The organism is Pseudarthrobacter sp. NamE2 (assembly GCF_005796205.1).
Taxonomy (GTDB): Bacteria; Actinomycetota; Actinomycetes; order Actinomycetales; family Micrococcaceae; genus Arthrobacter.
Map to the genome: position 1 here is coordinate 15904 of NZ_VAHN01000008.1, position 16286 is coordinate 32189.

At 66.9% G+C, this 16286-nt stretch carries 15 protein-coding genes; 4 read left to right on the forward strand and 11 right to left on the reverse strand.

Features of this window, described 5'->3' with window-relative positions; all coding sequences use genetic code 11:
- Entirely contained in the window at window positions 1-249 is a 249-nt protein-coding gene (locus FDW83_RS10830) for a hypothetical protein (protein WP_138138104.1), read from the reverse strand.
- Between the two features lie 501 nt (window positions 250-750).
- Here FDW83_RS10830 and FDW83_RS10835 point away from each other — a divergent pair.
- On the forward strand, window positions 751-2355 hold the full coding sequence (locus FDW83_RS10835; RefSeq protein WP_138138105.1) for an MFS transporter: 1605 nt from the start codon (window positions 751-753) through the stop codon (window positions 2353-2355).
- A 199-nt stretch (window positions 2356-2554) separates the two neighbouring features.
- The gene (locus FDW83_RS10840; RefSeq protein ID WP_138138106.1) at window positions 2555-3658 is read left to right on the forward strand and encodes an FUSC family protein; all 1104 of its coding nucleotides are present in this window, start codon (window positions 2555-2557) and stop codon (window positions 3656-3658) included.
- Here the strand turns inward: FDW83_RS10840 and FDW83_RS10845 are convergent.
- Genes FDW83_RS10845 through FDW83_RS10865 form a run of 5 tightly spaced genes read right to left on the reverse strand, consistent with a single transcriptional unit; the run spans window position 3626 to window position 9828 of the window.
- The gene (locus tag FDW83_RS10845; protein WP_138138107.1) at window positions 3626-4396 is read right to left on the reverse strand and encodes an SDR family oxidoreductase; all 771 of its coding nucleotides are present in this window, start codon (window positions 4394-4396) and stop codon (window positions 3626-3628) included. The two genes, FDW83_RS10840 and FDW83_RS10845, sit on opposite strands and share 33 nt — an antisense overlap.
- Before the next feature lie 38 nt (window positions 4397-4434).
- Window positions 4435-6285: an IucA/IucC family siderophore biosynthesis protein gene (locus FDW83_RS10850; protein ID WP_138138108.1), complete on the reverse strand. Its 1851-nt coding sequence runs from the start codon at window positions 6283-6285 to the stop codon at window positions 4435-4437.
- A 2-nt stretch (window positions 6286-6287) separates the two neighbouring features.
- Window positions 6288-6878: a GNAT family N-acetyltransferase gene (locus FDW83_RS10855; RefSeq protein WP_138138109.1), complete on the reverse strand. Its 591-nt coding sequence runs from the start codon at window positions 6876-6878 to the stop codon at window positions 6288-6290.
- Window positions 6875-8215: a lysine N(6)-hydroxylase/L-ornithine N(5)-oxygenase family protein gene (locus FDW83_RS10860; protein WP_138138110.1), complete on the reverse strand. Its 1341-nt coding sequence runs from the start codon at window positions 8213-8215 to the stop codon at window positions 6875-6877. Before FDW83_RS10860 ends, FDW83_RS10855 begins: the two co-directional genes overlap by 4 nt.
- On the reverse strand, window positions 8212-9828 hold the full coding sequence (locus FDW83_RS10865) for an aspartate aminotransferase family protein (protein WP_138138248.1): 1617 nt from the start codon (window positions 9826-9828) through the stop codon (window positions 8212-8214). The genes FDW83_RS10860 and FDW83_RS10865 overlap by 4 nt, the downstream gene beginning before the upstream one ends.
- Before the next feature lie 304 nt (window positions 9829-10132).
- Here FDW83_RS10865 and FDW83_RS10870 point away from each other — a divergent pair, with 304 nt between their 5' ends.
- Together FDW83_RS10870 and FDW83_RS10875 are read left to right on the forward strand one after the other, a co-directional pair.
- Window positions 10133-10480, forward strand: coding sequence for a hypothetical protein (locus FDW83_RS10870; protein WP_138138111.1), 348 nt, complete (start codon window positions 10133-10135; stop codon window positions 10478-10480).
- A 185-nt stretch (window positions 10481-10665) separates the two neighbouring features.
- Window positions 10666-10992, forward strand: coding sequence for a hypothetical protein (locus FDW83_RS10875; protein ID WP_138138112.1), 327 nt, complete (start codon window positions 10666-10668; stop codon window positions 10990-10992).
- Window positions 10993-11074: 82 nt separating this feature from the next.
- Here the strand turns inward: FDW83_RS10875 and FDW83_RS10880 are convergent, their stop codons facing one another.
- The 5 genes from FDW83_RS10880 to FDW83_RS10900 form a co-directional block, all read right to left on the reverse strand.
- On the reverse strand, window positions 11075-12025 hold the full coding sequence (locus FDW83_RS10880; protein ID WP_138138113.1) for an NAD(P)/FAD-dependent oxidoreductase: 951 nt from the start codon (window positions 12023-12025) through the stop codon (window positions 11075-11077).
- Window positions 12026-12106: 81 nt separating this feature from the next.
- Window positions 12107-12436, reverse strand: a complete 330-nt coding sequence (locus tag FDW83_RS10885; protein WP_138138114.1) for a GNAT family N-acetyltransferase — start codon at window positions 12434-12436, stop codon at window positions 12107-12109.
- The gene (locus FDW83_RS10890) at window positions 12405-13721 is read right to left on the reverse strand and encodes an acyltransferase (protein WP_138138115.1); all 1317 of its coding nucleotides are present in this window, start codon (window positions 13719-13721) and stop codon (window positions 12405-12407) included. The genes FDW83_RS10885 and FDW83_RS10890 overlap by 32 nt, the downstream gene beginning before the upstream one ends.
- A 145-nt stretch (window positions 13722-13866) precedes the next feature.
- A complete protein-coding gene (locus FDW83_RS10895; RefSeq protein WP_138138116.1) occupies window positions 13867-14730 on the reverse strand; it encodes a class II fructose-bisphosphate aldolase in 864 nt (287 codons plus the stop codon).
- Window positions 14730-16148: a GntP family transporter gene (locus FDW83_RS10900; RefSeq protein ID WP_138138117.1), complete on the reverse strand. Its 1419-nt coding sequence runs from the start codon at window positions 16146-16148 to the stop codon at window positions 14730-14732. Before FDW83_RS10900 ends, FDW83_RS10895 begins: the two co-directional genes overlap by 1 nt.
- Window positions 16149-16286 lie beyond the last annotated feature (138 nt).

Below are 16286 nucleotides of genomic sequence, written 5' to 3' on the forward strand. Positions count from 1 at the left end.
TCAGGACGAGTGCGGCATCTGCGGCCGGCCCGTCCGGTGAACGGCGGTCACTGCGGCCTCATGGCCCATGCGTCCCGTGCCGGCTGCGCGTTCCTTGGGATGGCGCCGCTTGCCGTTGCCGTCCGGCCATGAATTCTGCCGGGGCATGCCCGCCGCGCCCAGGGGAGCCGGTCCGGGCAGGTCGGGGTTGTTCATTGCCGCCGCAAGGTGGTTTATAACCTCGGGTTTGATGCGGTGTTCGTCAGCCATTTTTCTTCCTTTCCGCGATGAAACGAAGTACTGCGGTATGCGGCACGTACGCCGCGTTGCCGGATCTCCGGCGGACTCTTCCATGGAAGCCTGCCGATGCAGGCTTCAAGCGTGTTTCGGCATTTGGCGCACTGGCGGCTCGAGGCCCTGCCGCGCGCGCCGTTGCTACTCGAAAAGAAGGGTTTCCATTGCTCAACCATAGGCACCGCGAAACCGCCTGTGAACCCCTTCCGGGAAGGCAAAAACCTCCCGAAAACCCCGCCTCTGCCCCCGGGCAGTAAAAAAATTCGGTAACGATGGTCACACAGCGCCGAAACCCTTGAACTGGCGCGGGAAAAGCGGGGTAAGGAGCCGCGGAAGAGGGCCCTAAACCGGTGCCAAAAGGGTCGATACTACGGCATTCCGCCGCCGGGCGCCATGGGAATCCCGTAAAATTGATGGCCTGCCCGGAGCGGGGCAGCCACAAGTCGCAAGCAAATGACCTCCACAGGAGCGGCCCAAATGCCCACAGACCGAAGCGTGACCGACTCTTCAGCAGGCGCCAGGAACGCCAGCGGAACCGACCAGACAGCCCTGAAAGCTGCAAAGAAACCACGCCGTTTGCCGCGCCGCCGGCTCAAGGAATCCGACGTCAACGTGGTGAACCAGCCGATGCTCAAGAAGGCACTCGGCGGAACGATCGTCGGCAACACCATGGAGTGGTACGACGTCGGCGTCTTCGGCTACCTCATCACCATCATGGGCCCGGTCTTCCTGCCGGAGTCGGATCCCACCACCCAGACCCTGTTCCTGCTGGGGACCTTCGCGGCCACGTTCATCGCACGCCCCCTGGGCGGCGTGATCTTCGGCTGGATGGGCGACAAAATGGGACGGCAGAAGATCCTTGCCGCCACGCTGATGCTGATGGCCGCCAGCACCTTCGCCATCGGCCTGCTTCCCGGGTACGCGCAGATTGGACTCTGGGCCGCCGTCCTGCTGGTGCTGCTGAAGATCGTCCAAGGGTTCTCCACAGGCGGCGAGTACGCCGGTGCCACCACCTTCGTGAGCGAATACGCCCCGGACAAGCGCCGCGGGTTCTTCGCCAGCTTCCTGGACATGGGCAGCTACCTGGGATTCGCCCTCGGCGCCGCCCTCGTCTCGGCCCTCCAGCTCACCCTGGGACAGGCCGCCATGGAGGAATGGGGCTGGCGCATCCCGTTCCTGGTTGCCGGTCCGCTGGGCCTGATCGCCATCTACTTCCGGAGCAGGATCGAGGAATCCCCGCAGTTCCAGGCCACCCTGGACGCCCAGGAGGACATCGCCAAGAGTGCCGCCGCCTCCGACGAAGCCGCAACCAAGGGCCCGGTGGGAATCGTCAAGGCGTACTGGCGCTCCATCATCGTGGCCATGATCCTGGTGGCGGCCGCCAACACCGCCGGCTACGCCCTCACGTCCTACATGCCCACGTACCTCACCGAGTCCAAGGGCTACGACGAAGTGCACGGCACCCTGCTGACCATCCCGGTGCTGGTGGTGATGAGCCTGTGCATCCCGCTGACCGGCAAGCTGTCCGACCGCATCGGCCGCCGTCCCGTCCTCTGGATCGGCGCCATAAGCACCATCGCCCTGGCCGTTCCGGCGTTCCTGCTGATCGGCATCGGTGATGTGTGGTCCACCCTGGCCGGCCTTGCCCTGATCGCCTTCCCGGTGACGTTCTACGTGGCCAACCTGGCTTCGGCGCTGCCTGCGCAGTTCCCCACCTCCAGCCGCTACGGCGCCATGGGCATCGCGTACAACTTCTCGGTGGCAATCTTCGGCGGAACCACACCGTTCATCGTGGCAGCCCTGATCAGTGCCACGGGCAACGACATGATGCCCGCCTACTACCTGATGGGCACCTCCCTGGTGGGCGCCGTGGCCATCTACTTCCTGAAGGAATCCGCGCAGCGTCCGCTGCCCGGCTCCATGCCCAGCGTGGACACCCGGGCCGAAGCGAAGGAACTGGTGGCCACGCAGGACGAGAACCCGCTGATCGACCTGGACGAACTGCCGTTCGAAGCGCAGGACATCCAGGACTCTGTCGCGGCCGACAAGCCCGGTGCCGGGAAGGTTCCGGCTTCGGTCTAAATCCTGCGGCCCGCAGCCTGGCCGCTCTTGTAGCCCGCGCTCAAAGGCCCGTTCCCGCCTGCTTCCTTGGGGGAAGCAGGCGGGGACGGGCCTTCGCCGTGCGGCATGACGTTCCATGAACAGCGGCGGGCAGCGCGAGCGGAGCCGGTGATACCTTCCCACAGGGCACGGTAACGAAAACGGCAGAAGGTGGTGCGGCATGGAACGCGTCCTGCGGCAGGTGCGCGCCCTCCACCGGCTGGAACCGGCAAACAATGACCACCTGGCCGCGCTGCGCGTCGCCGCCAGTGTCGCCGTGCCCTCGCTGCTCCTTCTGGCCATCGGCCGGACGGACCTGACGATTTATGCGGTGTTCGGCGCGCTGACCGGGATGTACGGCCGCTCCGAACCCCACCAGCTGCGGTTGCGGCACCAGACCCAGGGCGCACTGGTGCTACTGGGCGGGGTGGCGGTGGGAGTGTTCCTGTCCGTCAACCACCTGCATTCCTGGTGGCTCGTGGCCGTTGAGGCAGTACTCGCCGGAGTGGGGTCGGTCTATTCGGACAAGGTGCACCTTCGGCCCAACGGCCCGTTCTTCGGCCTCCTTGCCCTGGGTGCCTGCGCATCGGTCCCCACGGTGGTCCCCTGGTATGCGGCAGTGTCCATCGCTGCCGGGTCCGCCGCGTTCTCGCTGGGAGTGGGCTTCAGCGGCTGGATCCTCCACAGGTCCTGGCAGCGCGGCGCCGTCCGCATCAAGCCGGCCGCAGCGGCACCGAGGAAAATCCTGGTCCACGCGGCCAGGTACGTGCTGGCGGTGGGAGCGGCCGGAACAGTTGGTGTGCTGAGCGGCAGCGGCCACCCGCACTGGGCGATGGCGGCCGCCGCCGTGCCCCTTGCCGGAGCCGACCTCCCCAGCAGCGTCCGCCGGGGCATCCACCGGATCGTGGGGACGTTCGTGGGGCTGGCGGTGACCGCCGTCGCGCTTCTTCCCGGGCCCTGGACGCTGGCGGGCCTGTTTCCGGGGCAGCAGGCCGTGCTGCTGGCGCTGCTGGTCATCCTGTTCCAGTTCACCACCGAGCTGTTCATGACCCGGCATTACGGATTTGCCATGGTCTCGTTCACGCCGGTCATCCTGCTGATGACGCAACTCGCCGCCCCCATGGACCCGGCCCTGCTGATTCTGGAACGCGCCGTGGAGACGCTGGTAGGCGCCCTGGTGGGTATTGGCGTGGTGGGGCTTGTGCGCCGGGCCGGACCGCGGACACTAACCACCCTGCCGGGCCGCTCGCTCCTACTTCGGCTTCCGCGCCGGCCCCGCCACTAGCCTGGGCGGCGCCACCCTCGCCACGGCGGCCACCAGCTTGTAGCGCTTGGACGGGATGGACACTGCCCGGCCGCGCTCGTTATCCGCCAGCGCCTCGCGCACCACACGGTCTGCATGCAGCCAGGCCCACGACGGCGCCACCGACTTGTCCATGCCCATCCGGTCGTGGAACTCCGTGTGGGTGAAACCCGGGCAGACCGCCGTGACCTTGACCCCCTGCTTGCGGTACGCGAGGTTGGCCCAGCGGCTGAAGCTCACCAGCCACGCCTTCGCGGCGGAGTAGGTGCCGCGGGGCAGGAACGCGGCGATGCTTGCCACGTTGATGATCCTGCCGTCGCGGCGTTCCAGCATGCCCTTGAGCGCGGCATGCGTGAGGACCATGGCCGTCTCGCCGTGCAGCTTCAGGTGCTTTTTCTCCTCCGAGATGCTGTTGTCCTCGAAGTTATGCAGCAGGCCGATCCCTGCGTTGTTCACCAGGATCGCCACCGGGCGTCCGGGATCGGACAGGCGTCCGACGACGGCGGCCACTCCCGCGTCGTCCGTCAGGTCGGCAGGGAGCACCTCAGCCGTGATTCCATAGCGCCGTTCCAGGCCCGCCGCGGCTTCTTCGAGGCGAACCCGGTTGCGTGCCACGAGCACCAGGTTGGTGCCCTGGGCGGCGAGCTGCCGGGCGAATTCTGCGCCCAGTCCCGCGCTGGCTCCGGTGATGAGGGCGGTGGTCCCGGTGGTCGGCGTCATGCTGCAAGCCTAGCCACCCGCGGCCTTCGGTTCCCCTCCTACGCGAACCTGGCCAGCGGGTTGGCGAGGCGGCCTGCCATCTGCAGCCCGCCCGAGGGGTCCGCCAGGTCCAGCATCTGCTGGTTGTTGCGGAGTTGGAGCCGGTTCAGGCAGGACAGTTCGAAGTCCGCGGCGAAGAGGTTGTGCCGGGCAAACTGGCCGGCGAGTTCCGGGTGCTGTTCCTGGTAGTCCTTGACCGCTGCGGCGGCGGTCCGCCAGAACTCCTCCTGGCCCAGCTTTCCGTCCTCCTCGAGCAGGGCCGACAGGAAGCGGAAGATGCAGTCGAAGATGTCCGTGAAGACCGCCAGCACCTTCTCGCCCTCGGAGATGGCGGCCTTGATCCGGGACACTTCTTCGGGGAGCTCCAGGCGGTCGCCCATCACCACGATCTCCTCGGCGATGTCCTTCATGATGGCCCGGACGGGCACGCCGTCTTCAAGCACCAGGATGACGTTCTCGCCGTGCGGCATAAACGCCAGCTCGTACCGGAACAGGCAGTGCACCAGCGGAACCAGGTACGCCTCGAAGTAGCGGCGAAGCCAGTCCGCCGGGGTCAGTCCGGAGCGCTCGATCAGGGCTGCCACAAACGGCTTGCCCTGCGAGTCCACGTGCAGGAGCGATGCCATGGTGGCCAGCTGCTGCCCGTCCCGCAGCAGCGGCAGCGGGCTTTCCCGCCACAGTGCCGACAGCATCTTGCGGTACGGCGAGCCGTTGCCCGATCCGGCCTCGTAGTATCCGTTGTGGTAGCCAAGGGCCGCGATTTCGCCGATCATGGTGAAGCCGCGCTGCTGCAGGGCACTGTCAGCTTCGATCAGGGTCCGCAACCAGTCGTTGATGGCCGGGGTGGCCTTCATGTACTGCGGCGAGAGGCCGCGCATAAAGCCCATGTTCAGCACCGACATGGCGGTCTTGACGTAGTTCCTCTCCGGGGCGGCGGTGTTGAAGAACGTGCGGATGGACTGCTGTGCCTGGTACCGGTCCGTCCCCGTGCCCAGGTAGACGATGCGCTGCCGGGCAATTTCCGCAGCAAAGGTCACGGTGAGCTTGTTCTCCCACTGCCACGGGTGGACGGGCATGAAGAAGTACCCGTCCGGGTCCAGGCCCTGCAGCCGCAGCTCGTTGGTGAAGTCTCCCGCCAGCGGTCCGAGTTCGGCTTGAAGGTGCTCCCGGTAGCCCAGTCCTGAGGTAGAGGTGAAGACGGCACGGCTCCGGTGGACGGCGATCCATTCCAGCTGCACCGCGGCACCGGTCTCCGGCGCGAAAGCGTGGTAATCGCTGATGCCGAAACCCAGCCGGCCGTTGTTGGCCACGAAGCAGGGGTGGCCCTCGGTCATGCTCCGTTCGATCGCCTGGAAGTCCGCCGCAGCGTCGCGTCCCCCGGTGACGCCGGCCGCGAGTTCCGTGGCGCCCGGCTGGCCGGTCCACTGCTTGTAGGCGTGGCTGGCCAGGGTGCTGCTGACCTCCTCGAGGTATACCGGCAGCATCTGGATGTTGATGCCGAGGGTTTCGTGGAACGCGGTGATGAATTCCAGGACGTCCAGCGGCGCTTCGGTTCCGTCCTGGACGTGCCGGATTGACGCAGCGTCGATGGACCAGTGCTCCAGCTCCAGGATGCGGGCCTTGAAGAGGTATTCATGGACGCCGTCGCCGCTCCGGAGCCGGTAAATGCCGCTTCCCGGAGCGCCGGAGACCAGTTCCGGCGTAAGGATCCGCTCGTGCGAGAACTCGGCGAGCGCCTTGCGGAGCAGGTGTCGGTTTGCCTTGTCCCAGCGTTTGGCAGAAAGATGCGGCGCGGCGGCGAAGTCCGTGCCGGCGGGGGCGGGAGTAACGGACTCGAGGTGGATGGTCATGTTTATGCTTCCTGCGGGACGGGCATGCGGGCGGTAGATTCGGTGATGGCGGTGCCGGCGGCGGCGGGCACCGTCCGGGCGGCCAGGTAGTCGGGCCGGCTGCAGAAGCTCAGCAGCGCCTCCTTGTCCGGCAGCATGACCACCCCCGCGGGCTGGAAGCCCAGCCGTTCATTGAGGGCGTGGATCTTGGTGTTCCGGGCGTCCGGTTCCACCACCACCCGCTCCACGCCCGGGGCGGCGAACAGCCGTCCCAGGACGGCGTCCATCACCGCGGTGGTGTAGCCGGCCTCGGGCCCGTTCGACGGCGGCGCCACCAGCAGGTGCATCCCCACGTCACCGGGCTGGACGGCATATAGGCCCGCCAGGGGCGACGACGCCGGAAGGTACTCCTCCATCAGGAAGGCGGGGACCCCGGCGTCGAGCCCCAGCAGGGCATGGTGGTGGCCGCTCGCCTGGATCTTTGTGTACTCCTCCACCACGTCTTCCACACTGGCGTAGAGCATGCCCCAGAAGGAGGCGTACGGCCGGGTCACCCAGCTGTGCAGCAGCGGCGCGTCCGCCACGGCGTCAAGGCACCGGAACGTGAACCTCATGCGGGAACCTCCACAGGAACGCCGGCGGGGGCTCCGAACTGCTGGAAGGCGATGCTGCGCTCCACGGGGTACACCTCGCGGCCGGTAATTTCCCGGAGGATGCAGGAGTTGCGGTAAGCGCCCATGCCCAGGTCCGGGGTGACGAACCCGTGCGTGTGGAGTTCTGCGTTCTGGACGAAGATTTCGCCGGGCTCGACGCCGGTGCCGTAGTTCCGGTCCACGGCGAACCTTCCGGCGCTGTCCCGGGCAATCCGGTCCCGGATGCCGGCCAGGAAGCCGGGTTCGCGGTAGCTGTACCCGGTGGCCATCACCACCGCTTCGCTGCCCAACGTGTAGGAGGTGCCCTGCTCGTCGTGGTGCAGCTGCAGGGTGTGCGTGCCGGCGGCCGGATCCCATTCCGCGGCCGTGAGGGTGGAGTGGGTCAGCAGCTGGGTGTCCACCATGCCGGAAAGGCTCTTGGTGTAGAGGGAATCGTAGATGGCGTCGATCAGGTCCGGGTTGATGCCCTTGTAAAGGTTTTTCTGGTTCTTGTTCAGCTGGTCGCGCTGGTGTTGCGGAAGGGCGTGGAAGTAGTCCACGTACTCGGGCGAGGTCATCTCTAGGGTCAGCTTGGTGTATTCCAGCGGGAAGAACCGGCCCGAACGCGTCACCCAGTTGAGCTGGTAGCCGTGGACGTCTGCTTCCTGCAGCAGCTCGTAGTAGATCTCGGCCGCGCTCTGGCCGCTGCCCAGGACGGTGATGCTGCGCTTCTGCTGCAGTTCGGCCTTGCGGGCCAGGTAGTCGGCGTTATGGATGGCCACTCCCCCGTGTCCGGCCGCTGCAGCAGCAACGATGTCCGCGCCGGCCTCCGGGACGTAGGGCGAGGTGCCGGTTCCCAGCACAAGCCGCCGCGCGTACAGCACCTCCGGCCCGTCCGGACCGGACACCGAAAGCCGGTACACACCGTCGTCGTAGGCCGCATCCAGCACAGCCGTGCCAAAACGCACGGACGGCAGCTGGCCAGCCACCCACTGGCAGTACTGGTTGTACTCGGCGCGCAGGGCATAGAAGTTTTCCCGAATGTAGAAGCGGTACAGCCGGCCGGTCTGCTTAAGGAAGTTGAGGAACGAATACGGCGAGGTGGGGTCGGCGAGGGTTACCAGGTCGGCCATGAAGGGGACCTGGAGGTGTGCGGGCTCCAGCATCATGCCGGGGTGCCAGTCGAAGGACTCCCGCTGTTCCACAAAGACGGCGTCCAGTCCTTCCAGCGGTTCGGTGAGGGCGGCGAGGCCCAGGTTGAAGGGCCCGACGCCGATGGCGGCGAAGTCGTGGACCCTGCGGTTCCCAGGGGTGCTCATGCGGTTACTTCCTTCTCCGGCAGTCCGGCGCCGTGCAGCAAACCGGCGCCCGTGGTGCGCAGGAGTGCGATGATCTCGGCGATGTCCTCCAGGGTGGCTTCGGCGTTCAGGAGGGTGAACTTCAGGTAGTGCCGGCCTGCCACTTTGGTGCCGGCAACCACTGCCTCGCCGGAAGCGAAGACGGCTGAACGGATGGCAGGGTTGATGCGGTCCGCTTCATCCTCGGGAAGGCGTTCACCGCCTTCCAGCAGCGGACGGTACCGGAACACCAGCGTGCTCAGTTGGGGAGCCACGGCAAGTTCGAAGTCGTCGTCGGCGGCAAGCAGGGAGCCCACGCGGGCGGCGAGGTCGATGGCTTCATCGAAGAGCGCACCGACGGCATCCGCGCCCATGATCCGGAGAGTAAGCCACAGCTTGAGGGCGTCAAAGCGGCGGGTGGTCTGGATACTCTTGTCCACCTGGTTGGGGATCTCGGCCAGGGCGGCGCTTTCCGGGTTCAGGTAGTCCGCGTAGTAAGTGACGTGCCGCAACATGGCCGATTCACGGACCAGGAGCGCACTGGAACTGACCGGCTGGAAAAAGGTCTTGTGAAAGTCCACGGTGACGGAGTCGGCAAGGCGTGTGCCGTCAAGGAGGTGGCGGTAACGGCCGGAGACCATGAGGCCGCCGCCGTAGGCGGCGTCGATGTGGAACCACGCGCCGTAGGCCCGGGCCTGGGCGGCGAGCTCCGCGAGCGGGTCCACCGCGCCGAAGTCCGTGGTTCCGGCAGTGGCTACCACCGCCATGGCGGTCAGGCCGGCGTCGCGGGCTTCCGCCATGGCCTCCGCCAGCGCCGCCGGGTCCATCCGGTGGTCCGGCGTGCAGGGGACGGTGATGACGGCATCGAACCCGAGGCCCAGCATGGATGCCGACTTCTGGACGCTGAAGTGGCTGTCCTCGGACGTGAAGATCCGCAGGGTGTCCAGCAGCGCCGGAAGCCGCAGGCCGCTTCGGGCGTGGTCCTGGCGGAGGCCTGCCACGGCGTGGTTTCGCGCAATCAGCAGGGCCTGGAGGTTGGACTGGCTGCCGCCGGAAGTGAAGATGCCGTCGGCGTTGCCGCCCAGGTCGAGGCGTCCTGCCGCCCAGTCGATCAGGCGCCGCTCGATCATGGTGCCGCCGGCGCTCTGGTCCCACGTGTCCAGGGAGGAGTTCACGGCGGACAGGATCGCCTCCCCCACCAAGGCAGGAATCACCACGGGGCAGTTGAGGTGGGCGGCGTACTTGGCATCGTGGAAGTAGACGGCGTCCCGCAGGTAGACGTCCTCGAGTTCCTGCAGTGCGGCTGCCGTGTCCGGCAGTGGCGCGTCCAGGTCGACGGCGGCCACGCGGGCCTTCATCTCGGCGGGTCCGACGCCGGTGAACGGCCGGGTGGTGCGTTCCAGTTTGGTGGCCACGGCGGTGACACCCTGCAGGACCTGCGCCACGTAACGCGGCGAGTTCCGGGCGTTGAAGAGGTGGTTGGTGGCTCCGAGTGCCAGTTCCACCCGCGAGCCGAAGTCCTGCCCCGGCGGCTCCGGATGGGTGCGGACATCACTGCGGGGGTTATCCACGTGCAACTCGTCAAGGCGGGGCATCAGCGGCACTCGTCTTCCTTTGGGGGCAAGAAGGGGGGAATTACAAAGGCAAGCCTTACTTAGGCGAACCTTTTAAGCAAACTTTTGTGTCGTATTTCTGTTTCCCCCCGTTATTCCGGGGACCTTCGCCGTCGCTCGTTCGTCATTGACTGGCGCCACCGGCACTTCTGCTACAAAATATCCTGCTCGCCAAGTCGTCCTTGGCGCGCCGTGGCACCTTCAAACTGACCGGCAGACGCGGCGGCAAGCGGCTAGGGTGGGCCTATCGGCGGCCGTCGGGCACCAACAAACACAGGGGGTATATGTGGATCAGCAGGCAAGTGCAGTTGGATTCCGGGAAGTGGACCAGCACGGCAATCCCATCCCGGCCGGCCTGGAAACCCTGCAGGCGGAAGCCGGGAGGAGGCCGGTGCCCTCAGTCAACCCCTTCATTGTGGCCCTGTGGCTGATAGCGGCAGCATTGATTGGCGGCGGGGCCTGGGCCATCGCCAGCGCCATGGCCAACTCCATGCCCGTCAACGGGCAGGTGCCGGTTTCCTACATCGTGCTCACGTTCGCGCCCTACCTGATCGTGACCGGCGTCGCGGCCGTCGTAGGCCTCCTGTTCTGGCATGCGCTGCAGTGGCAGCGCCGGCGCTCCCAGGCGTGTTGACGCACGCCGGAAGCGCCCGGAATTGCCCAACGAAACAGGCATAATGTGTGCCCTGGACCACACTCCGATTTGCCCGGCTATTAGTAAGCATGCTTAGGTATGGAGGTAAGTGAACCTCCGCAATCAGTTCGCGGCGGGGTTGCCAGCGCGGGCAACCTCATGAAGAAGCCCAAGGATGAACAAGGATGACTACAGCAGTCGAAGATCAGTTGACGGCGTTTGGGGAACGCAGCGAAGGAGCGGAGGCTCTTCTCGGCACCACCCAGCCCGTGGACATGGGGTTGCTGGTCACGATGAATTCACGCATGCATTGCCGCATGCCCATGGAACGCATCGATCCCGCGGAACTGCCCATCCGGCAGCCTGTGTACGTTGACGGTGACGGTATGGTCCCGCTGGGCATGGCGCCGGCGGGGTCCGGGAACGTTGTGACCTACCGCTGTGCCTGCGGCTTCACCATCGACGACCCCGCTACGAGTGCATTGGTTTCCGAGCAGGCACTCGCCAGCTGACTGTCTCCTGACCGCGAAAGTCCGGCTCTCCTGTGGAGGCCGGACTTTCCCGCATCCTGGCTGTTCAGGCCGCTCCCCCTAATCAGGCCCTGGCAGCCGCTACGGCTTGCCGGGTGTCCGCGAGAACCAGATCCGCGTTGATGGCGGCGGCAGCCCGCAGTCCGGCCGCCGCAGCCGTCATCACCTGGGCCGAAACGTCAACTGCGTTTCCGGCAGCCCAGACCCCGGGACAGGCGGTACGTCCGGACTCGTCCGTCTCCAGGTAGCTGCCTTTCCCCTCCTCCAGTCCGCAGGGCTCAAGCCCGAGCCGCCGCAGCATGGTGGCTTTGCTCGTGGCGGCCGGGCTGACGGCCAGCACGTCCAGCGCAACGGAACCTCCGCCGTCGAGCCTTACTCCCGCCAGTTTGTCCTCCCTGACCTCCAGGCCGCTGACCGTGCCCTCCACCACCCGGATGGAGCGTGCCCGCAACTGCTCCTCCTCTTCCGGGCCAAGGAGCACAGCGTTGTTCAGGAAAAGCGTGACGTCCGGGCTCCACTGCCGGAAGGTCAGCGCCTCCGGAACCGCGCGGGCGTCCGACGCGAGAACGCCTATGCGCTGGCCCTTGATCTCCCAGCCATGGCAGTACGGGCAATACAGCACGTCGCGTCCCCACCGTTCCGCGAGCCCGGAAATTGCCGGCAGGTCATCGGTGATGCCGGTGGCCACCAGCAACCGGCGGGCGGTGCGGGTTCCGCCGCCCTTCAGTGACAGGACGAATGTGTCCTCCTGCCGGCGGACTGAGGTCACCAGGCCATGCTCGGCCGTTCCGCCGTACCGTTCCAGTTCCTCCCGGCCAGCCGCCACGAGGTCCTGCGGGCTCATGCCCTCGCGGCTGAGGAAACCGTGCACTTCCCGGGCGCTGAGGTTCCGTTGCCCGCCGGCGTCGACCACCAGCACCGAACGCAGCGCCCTGGCGAGCGCAACCCCGGCGCTCAGCCCTGCCGGTCCGCCGCCGATCACGGCAACGTCGAACAGTCGTTCCTGGGGGGCCATGGTGTCCTTCCGCTTGCGGCACGTGCACTGCAGGTGCCGTACCCGGCGCGGCCGGACAACTAACGGCAGGATCCCGGAAAGCTATCCCTCGGGCCAGTCCACGAACTGTTCGTAGCCCTCATGCTTGCGGAGGTAGCCTGAGATGAACGGGCAGTGCGGGATGATGCGCTTGCCGGTTGCCACGACATCATCCAGGGCGAAGTGCGCCAGGACTTTCCCCAGGCCCCGGCCCTCGAAGTCCTTGGAGGTTTCGGTGCGGATGAAGTCGATGTGCCCGGGCAGGTCCTCGAAGAAGGACTGGACCGCGAGAGTGCCGCCCACCAGCAGTTCGTAACGGTGCTGCGTGTCATTGCGCCGCAGCGTGACATCGGGGGTGAACCTATCCTCGGTGGACATCGTGTTCTCGGTCATGGTTTGACACTGGCACTACTTCATCCGGCTGGCAATGCCCGCGCAGGAGAAGCAGGGCCAGGCCGAAGCAGGCTGCCCCGCCCGCCAGCAGACCCAGCGTGAGGCTGCCGAACGCCGCTGCCGCCACCGGGAGGAAAACCACGACGACGGCGCCCGCCACCCGGGCGGGCCGGCAGCGGGTGCCGGGTGACGGCGTCGTACGTTCCTCCAGGCGGCCGAAGACCGCCACGGCGGCCAGCAGCAGGAGGACCAGCGCGAGCAGCACCAGCGGGCGCGCCCACCACCAGGCAGCCGAACCTGCGGAGGGCTTGGGGAAGGGCGTGAGGAGGAGCAGGCCGGACATCCCCACGAGGAGGGGCAGGTGCCACAGGTACACCGTCAGCGGGCGCGCTCCCGCCACCAGCAGCAACCGCTGGACCCATCGCGCCGAGGCGGCCGGAACCAGCAGGGGCCGTGCCAGTTCCAGGAGGGCCGCCTGCGCGATGCCGAGCAGGAGCAGGCACAGGTTGGGCGGGTTCAGGTTCACCAGCATGTTGCCGGAGTACAACCCCAAGCCTGTCACGGCGCCAAGGAGCAGGTGGGCGGCTGCGGCAATGCCCAGCAAGCCGGACCGGGACCTGGGCCAGTAGCCGTCCGCCAGCAGGAAACCCAGCTGCTGCACGGCACACCACACGAACACCAGGTTGGCGTGCGCCAGTCCGGGAACAGCGCCCCGCAGGCAGTCGACCGCCACTACCAGCGCCGTGAGCCCCGCGAGGGTTAGCCAGGGTGCGCGGGTATGAAGGGCAGCTAGCAGCGGGATGTTCAGCTGCGCTGCGAGGTAGGCGGCCAGGAACCACAGCGGCATCCCGGCGCCCGCGGTCATCAGCTGGACCACTTGGAGATGCACGCCCAGCAGCTGGGCTGCGCCCAGCGCCAGGAACATCACCGCCAACAGCGCGGCAGCGGGCTTCACCAGCCGCAGCAGCCGTGACCGGAGGAACTGCGATGCCGGGCCGCCGTCGTGCTTCAACCGCCACCACGACTGCAGGCCGGTGCTGCCGCCCGTGACGAAGAACAGCGGCATCACCATAAAAATCCAGATGACGGGCACGAACCAGTCCTGCTCGGCGAGTGTGTTCTGCGTGGTCACCGTCCCGTCCCTGTGCAGGACCGGGCTTACCATCATGCAGTGCCCCACCACCACCAGGCCCAGGCAGGTGAAGCGCACGAGGTCGATCACCGGGTCGCGGCGTTCCGCCGCGGCCGGCTGCGGGCCCCTCCCCTGCCTGGCGGTGCCGGCCACCCTGACCCCCTTACGGCAAGCTCGGGCTAATCACAGCACTATTGTGCGCCCGGGGTGCGTGGTGTTTAAGGGGTGGAGTTTTTGTCCAGATATGCAGGCCTGATGCGGCGTGAGCCCGGCATATCTGGACAAAAACTCCGGCGGTTTAGCGGCTGAGCGTGGCGAGGGTGCCGGCGGCGAAGTCCGCCGCCGACGCGTTCCAGTGGCCGAGCAGGGCCTGCAGGTTCTCGCCGTCGGCCCGGTGGGCCGGAAGCTGCTCCTGCAGGGTGGTCAGCACGCCGGTGCGGAGTTCGGTGTTGAAGTTGACCTTGCCCACGTTCATGGACGCCGCCTTCACCAGCTCTTCCGCCGGGATGCCGGAGGCGCCGTGCAGCACCAGCGGAATGTGGGTCCGCACGGCGATGTCCTGCAGCACGTCCCAACGCAGCTGCGGCTCGCCCTTGTACCTGCCATGGACGTTGCCGACGGCGACGGCCAGCAGTTGGGCGCCCGTCCGGGCCACGAAGTCCTCCACCTGGGCGGAATCTGTCAGGCCGGCGACGGAGACTCCGGCCTCATCGGCGGGCTGGCCCGCCGAAAATGCCCTGTCCTCGTCCCCGGCCAGGCCGCCCAACTCGGCTTCGAGGACGACGTCGGGACCCAGGAGTTCCCGGGCAGCGCACACCAGCGCGATGTTGTCCTCGTAAGGAAGGGACGAACCGTCGGCGAGGACGGCATCCGCCCCTGCCGCGACGGCGTCGGACATCACCCGAGTGTCCGAGGCGTGGTCCAGCTGCACCGAGACAGGAACCGACGCGGCATCCGCGAGGCCGCGGAGGGCGGAGATCAGCCGCAGCCCGTTGGGCGTCGCGGCGGTCTTGGGCGCCACCAGCAGGATGACGCCGCGGCCGGACTCCTCGGCAGCGCCGACCACGGCCAGTGCGGTGGTGAAGTCGTAGCAGGTGAACGCGGGAACGGCGGAGCCTTGCCGCAGGGCTGAGGTGACCAGGCAGTCCAGACGGGTGCGCATCAGACGCCCAGGCCTCCTGTCAGCGTCCATACCAGGAGCGTCAGCGCGAACCCTGCCAGGCCCAGGATGGTGGTCAGGACCGTCCAGGTGCGCAGGCCGTCAGCAACGGAAAGGCCCAGGTAACGGGTGACGATCCAGAAGCCGGAGTCGTTGACGTGGCTGAGTCCGAAGGCGCCGAAGCCGATGGCGACGAGGATGAGCGCCGTCTGGATGGGCGAGTACCCGCCCTCGGCCACGGATGCTGCCAGCAGGCCTGCGGTAGTGATGATCGCGACGGTCGCCGAACCCTGCGATGCACGCAGGATGGCTGCCAGGACGAAGGCCATCACAATGACCGGGAGGCCTGCCGTCTGGAGCCCCTCGGCGAGGGCCTTGCCGATGCCGGATACGGTCAGTACCTTGCCGAAAACGCCGCCGGCACCGGTGACGAGAATAACGATTGCCGTCGGGGCGAGGGCTGAGTCCATGACTTCACCCGTGTGCTGTGAGGACCAGCCGCGGCGGATGCCCAGGAAGTAGTAGGCAAGGCCCAGGGCGGTGAGGAGGGCGATCAGGGGCGCTCCAACGAAGGCGGCGAGCTGGGCGGGGAAAGAGTCCTTGGGCAGGACGACGGCGCCGACGGTGCCAACCATAATCATCAGGATGGGAAGGACGATCAGGGTGATGATCATCGCGGGGCTCGGAGCCGTCTTGACCTCGGTCTTCACGGCGACTTTGGAAGTTCCCTGCGCAGCGTCCTGCTCCACCTGGGAGTGGCCTGTGCCAAACAGCCGGAACTGTTCGGCCGTGGCGGGCAGCATGGTGAACTCGCGGCGGTTCAGCTTGCGGGCAACGAAGTAGCCGAGGACGCCCACGGGGATGCACAGCAGGAGTCCAAGGATGGTGGTCCAGCCGATATCCGCGCCGAGGATCCCTGCACCGCCGACAACGCCGGGGTGCGGCGGAACCACAACGTGGATGGCCAGCATGATGGCACCGACGGGCAGGCCGATCTTAACGGGGTTGACGCCGGCAGCCTTGGCAAAGCCGTAGATGATGGGGATCAGGATGATGAACCCGACGTCGAAGAAGACGGGAATCGCCAGCAGGAATGCTGCAGCGGTCAGGGCGGCGATGACCCGGCGGGGGCCGAGCAGCTGCGTGAACTTGCCCGCCAGGGCCTGGGCGCCGCCGGAAATTTCGATCATCTTGCCCAGCATGGCGCCGAGGCCAACCAGGATTGCCACGGAACCAAGGGTTCCACCCATGCCTTCTGTCACGGTCTTGATGACATCAGGCAACGGGATGCCCGCGACAAGGGCCACCGACACGCTGACCACGAGCAGGGCCAGGAAGGCCGGGATCTTGAACTTGATGACGGCCACGAGCAGCAGGGCGACGCCCGCCGCTGCTATGGCCAGAAGAGCCAATGCGCTCATCAGTGTGTCTCCTTTGACGTCGCCAGTTAAGCCTAGCGAGCTTGTTGGTAGGGGGAACGCTGGGGGTGCGACGACGACGGACGGGGAGCGCCGCCGTCGCACCTTCCCTTGGGGGAGTTTTTGTCCAGATATGCAGGC

What these genes read in the sequence shown, in the direction of transcription:
- FDW83_RS10830 (WP_138138104.1), bottom strand. Translation starts at nt 249, where the DNA reads ATGGCTGACGAACACCGCATCAAACCCGAGGTTATAAACCACCTTGCG.
- FDW83_RS10835 (WP_138138105.1), top strand. Translation starts at nt 751, where the DNA reads ATGCCCACAGACCGAAGCGTGACCGACTCTTCAGCAGGCGCCAGGAAC.
- FDW83_RS10840 (WP_138138106.1), top strand. Translation starts at nt 2,555, where the DNA reads ATGGAACGCGTCCTGCGGCAGGTGCGCGCCCTCCACCGGCTGGAACCG.
- FDW83_RS10845 (WP_138138107.1), bottom strand. Translation starts at nt 4,396, where the DNA reads ATGACGCCGACCACCGGGACCACCGCCCTCATCACCGGAGCCAGCGCG.
- FDW83_RS10850 (WP_138138108.1), bottom strand. Translation starts at nt 6,285, where the DNA reads ATGACCATCCACCTCGAGTCCGTTACTCCCGCCCCCGCCGGCACGGAC.
- FDW83_RS10855 (WP_138138109.1), bottom strand. Translation starts at nt 6,878, where the DNA reads ATGAGGTTCACGTTCCGGTGCCTTGACGCCGTGGCGGACGCGCCGCTG.
- FDW83_RS10860 (WP_138138110.1), bottom strand. Translation starts at nt 8,215, where the DNA reads ATGAGCACCCCTGGGAACCGCAGGGTCCACGACTTCGCCGCCATCGGC.
- FDW83_RS10865 (WP_138138248.1), bottom strand. Translation starts at nt 9,828, where the DNA reads ATGCCCCGCCTTGACGAGTTGCACGTGGATAACCCCCGCAGTGATGTC.
- FDW83_RS10875 (WP_138138112.1), top strand. Translation starts at nt 10,666, where the DNA reads ATGACTACAGCAGTCGAAGATCAGTTGACGGCGTTTGGGGAACGCAGC.
- FDW83_RS10880 (WP_138138113.1), bottom strand. Translation starts at nt 12,025, where the DNA reads ATGGCCCCCCAGGAACGACTGTTCGACGTTGCCGTGATCGGCGGCGGA.
- FDW83_RS10885 (WP_138138114.1), bottom strand. Translation starts at nt 12,436, where the DNA reads ATGACCGAGAACACGATGTCCACCGAGGATAGGTTCACCCCCGATGTC.
- FDW83_RS10895 (WP_138138116.1), bottom strand. Translation starts at nt 14,730, where the DNA reads ATGCGCACCCGTCTGGACTGCCTGGTCACCTCAGCCCTGCGGCAAGGC.
- FDW83_RS10900 (WP_138138117.1), bottom strand. Translation starts at nt 16,148, where the DNA reads ATGAGCGCATTGGCTCTTCTGGCCATAGCAGCGGCGGGCGTCGCCCTG.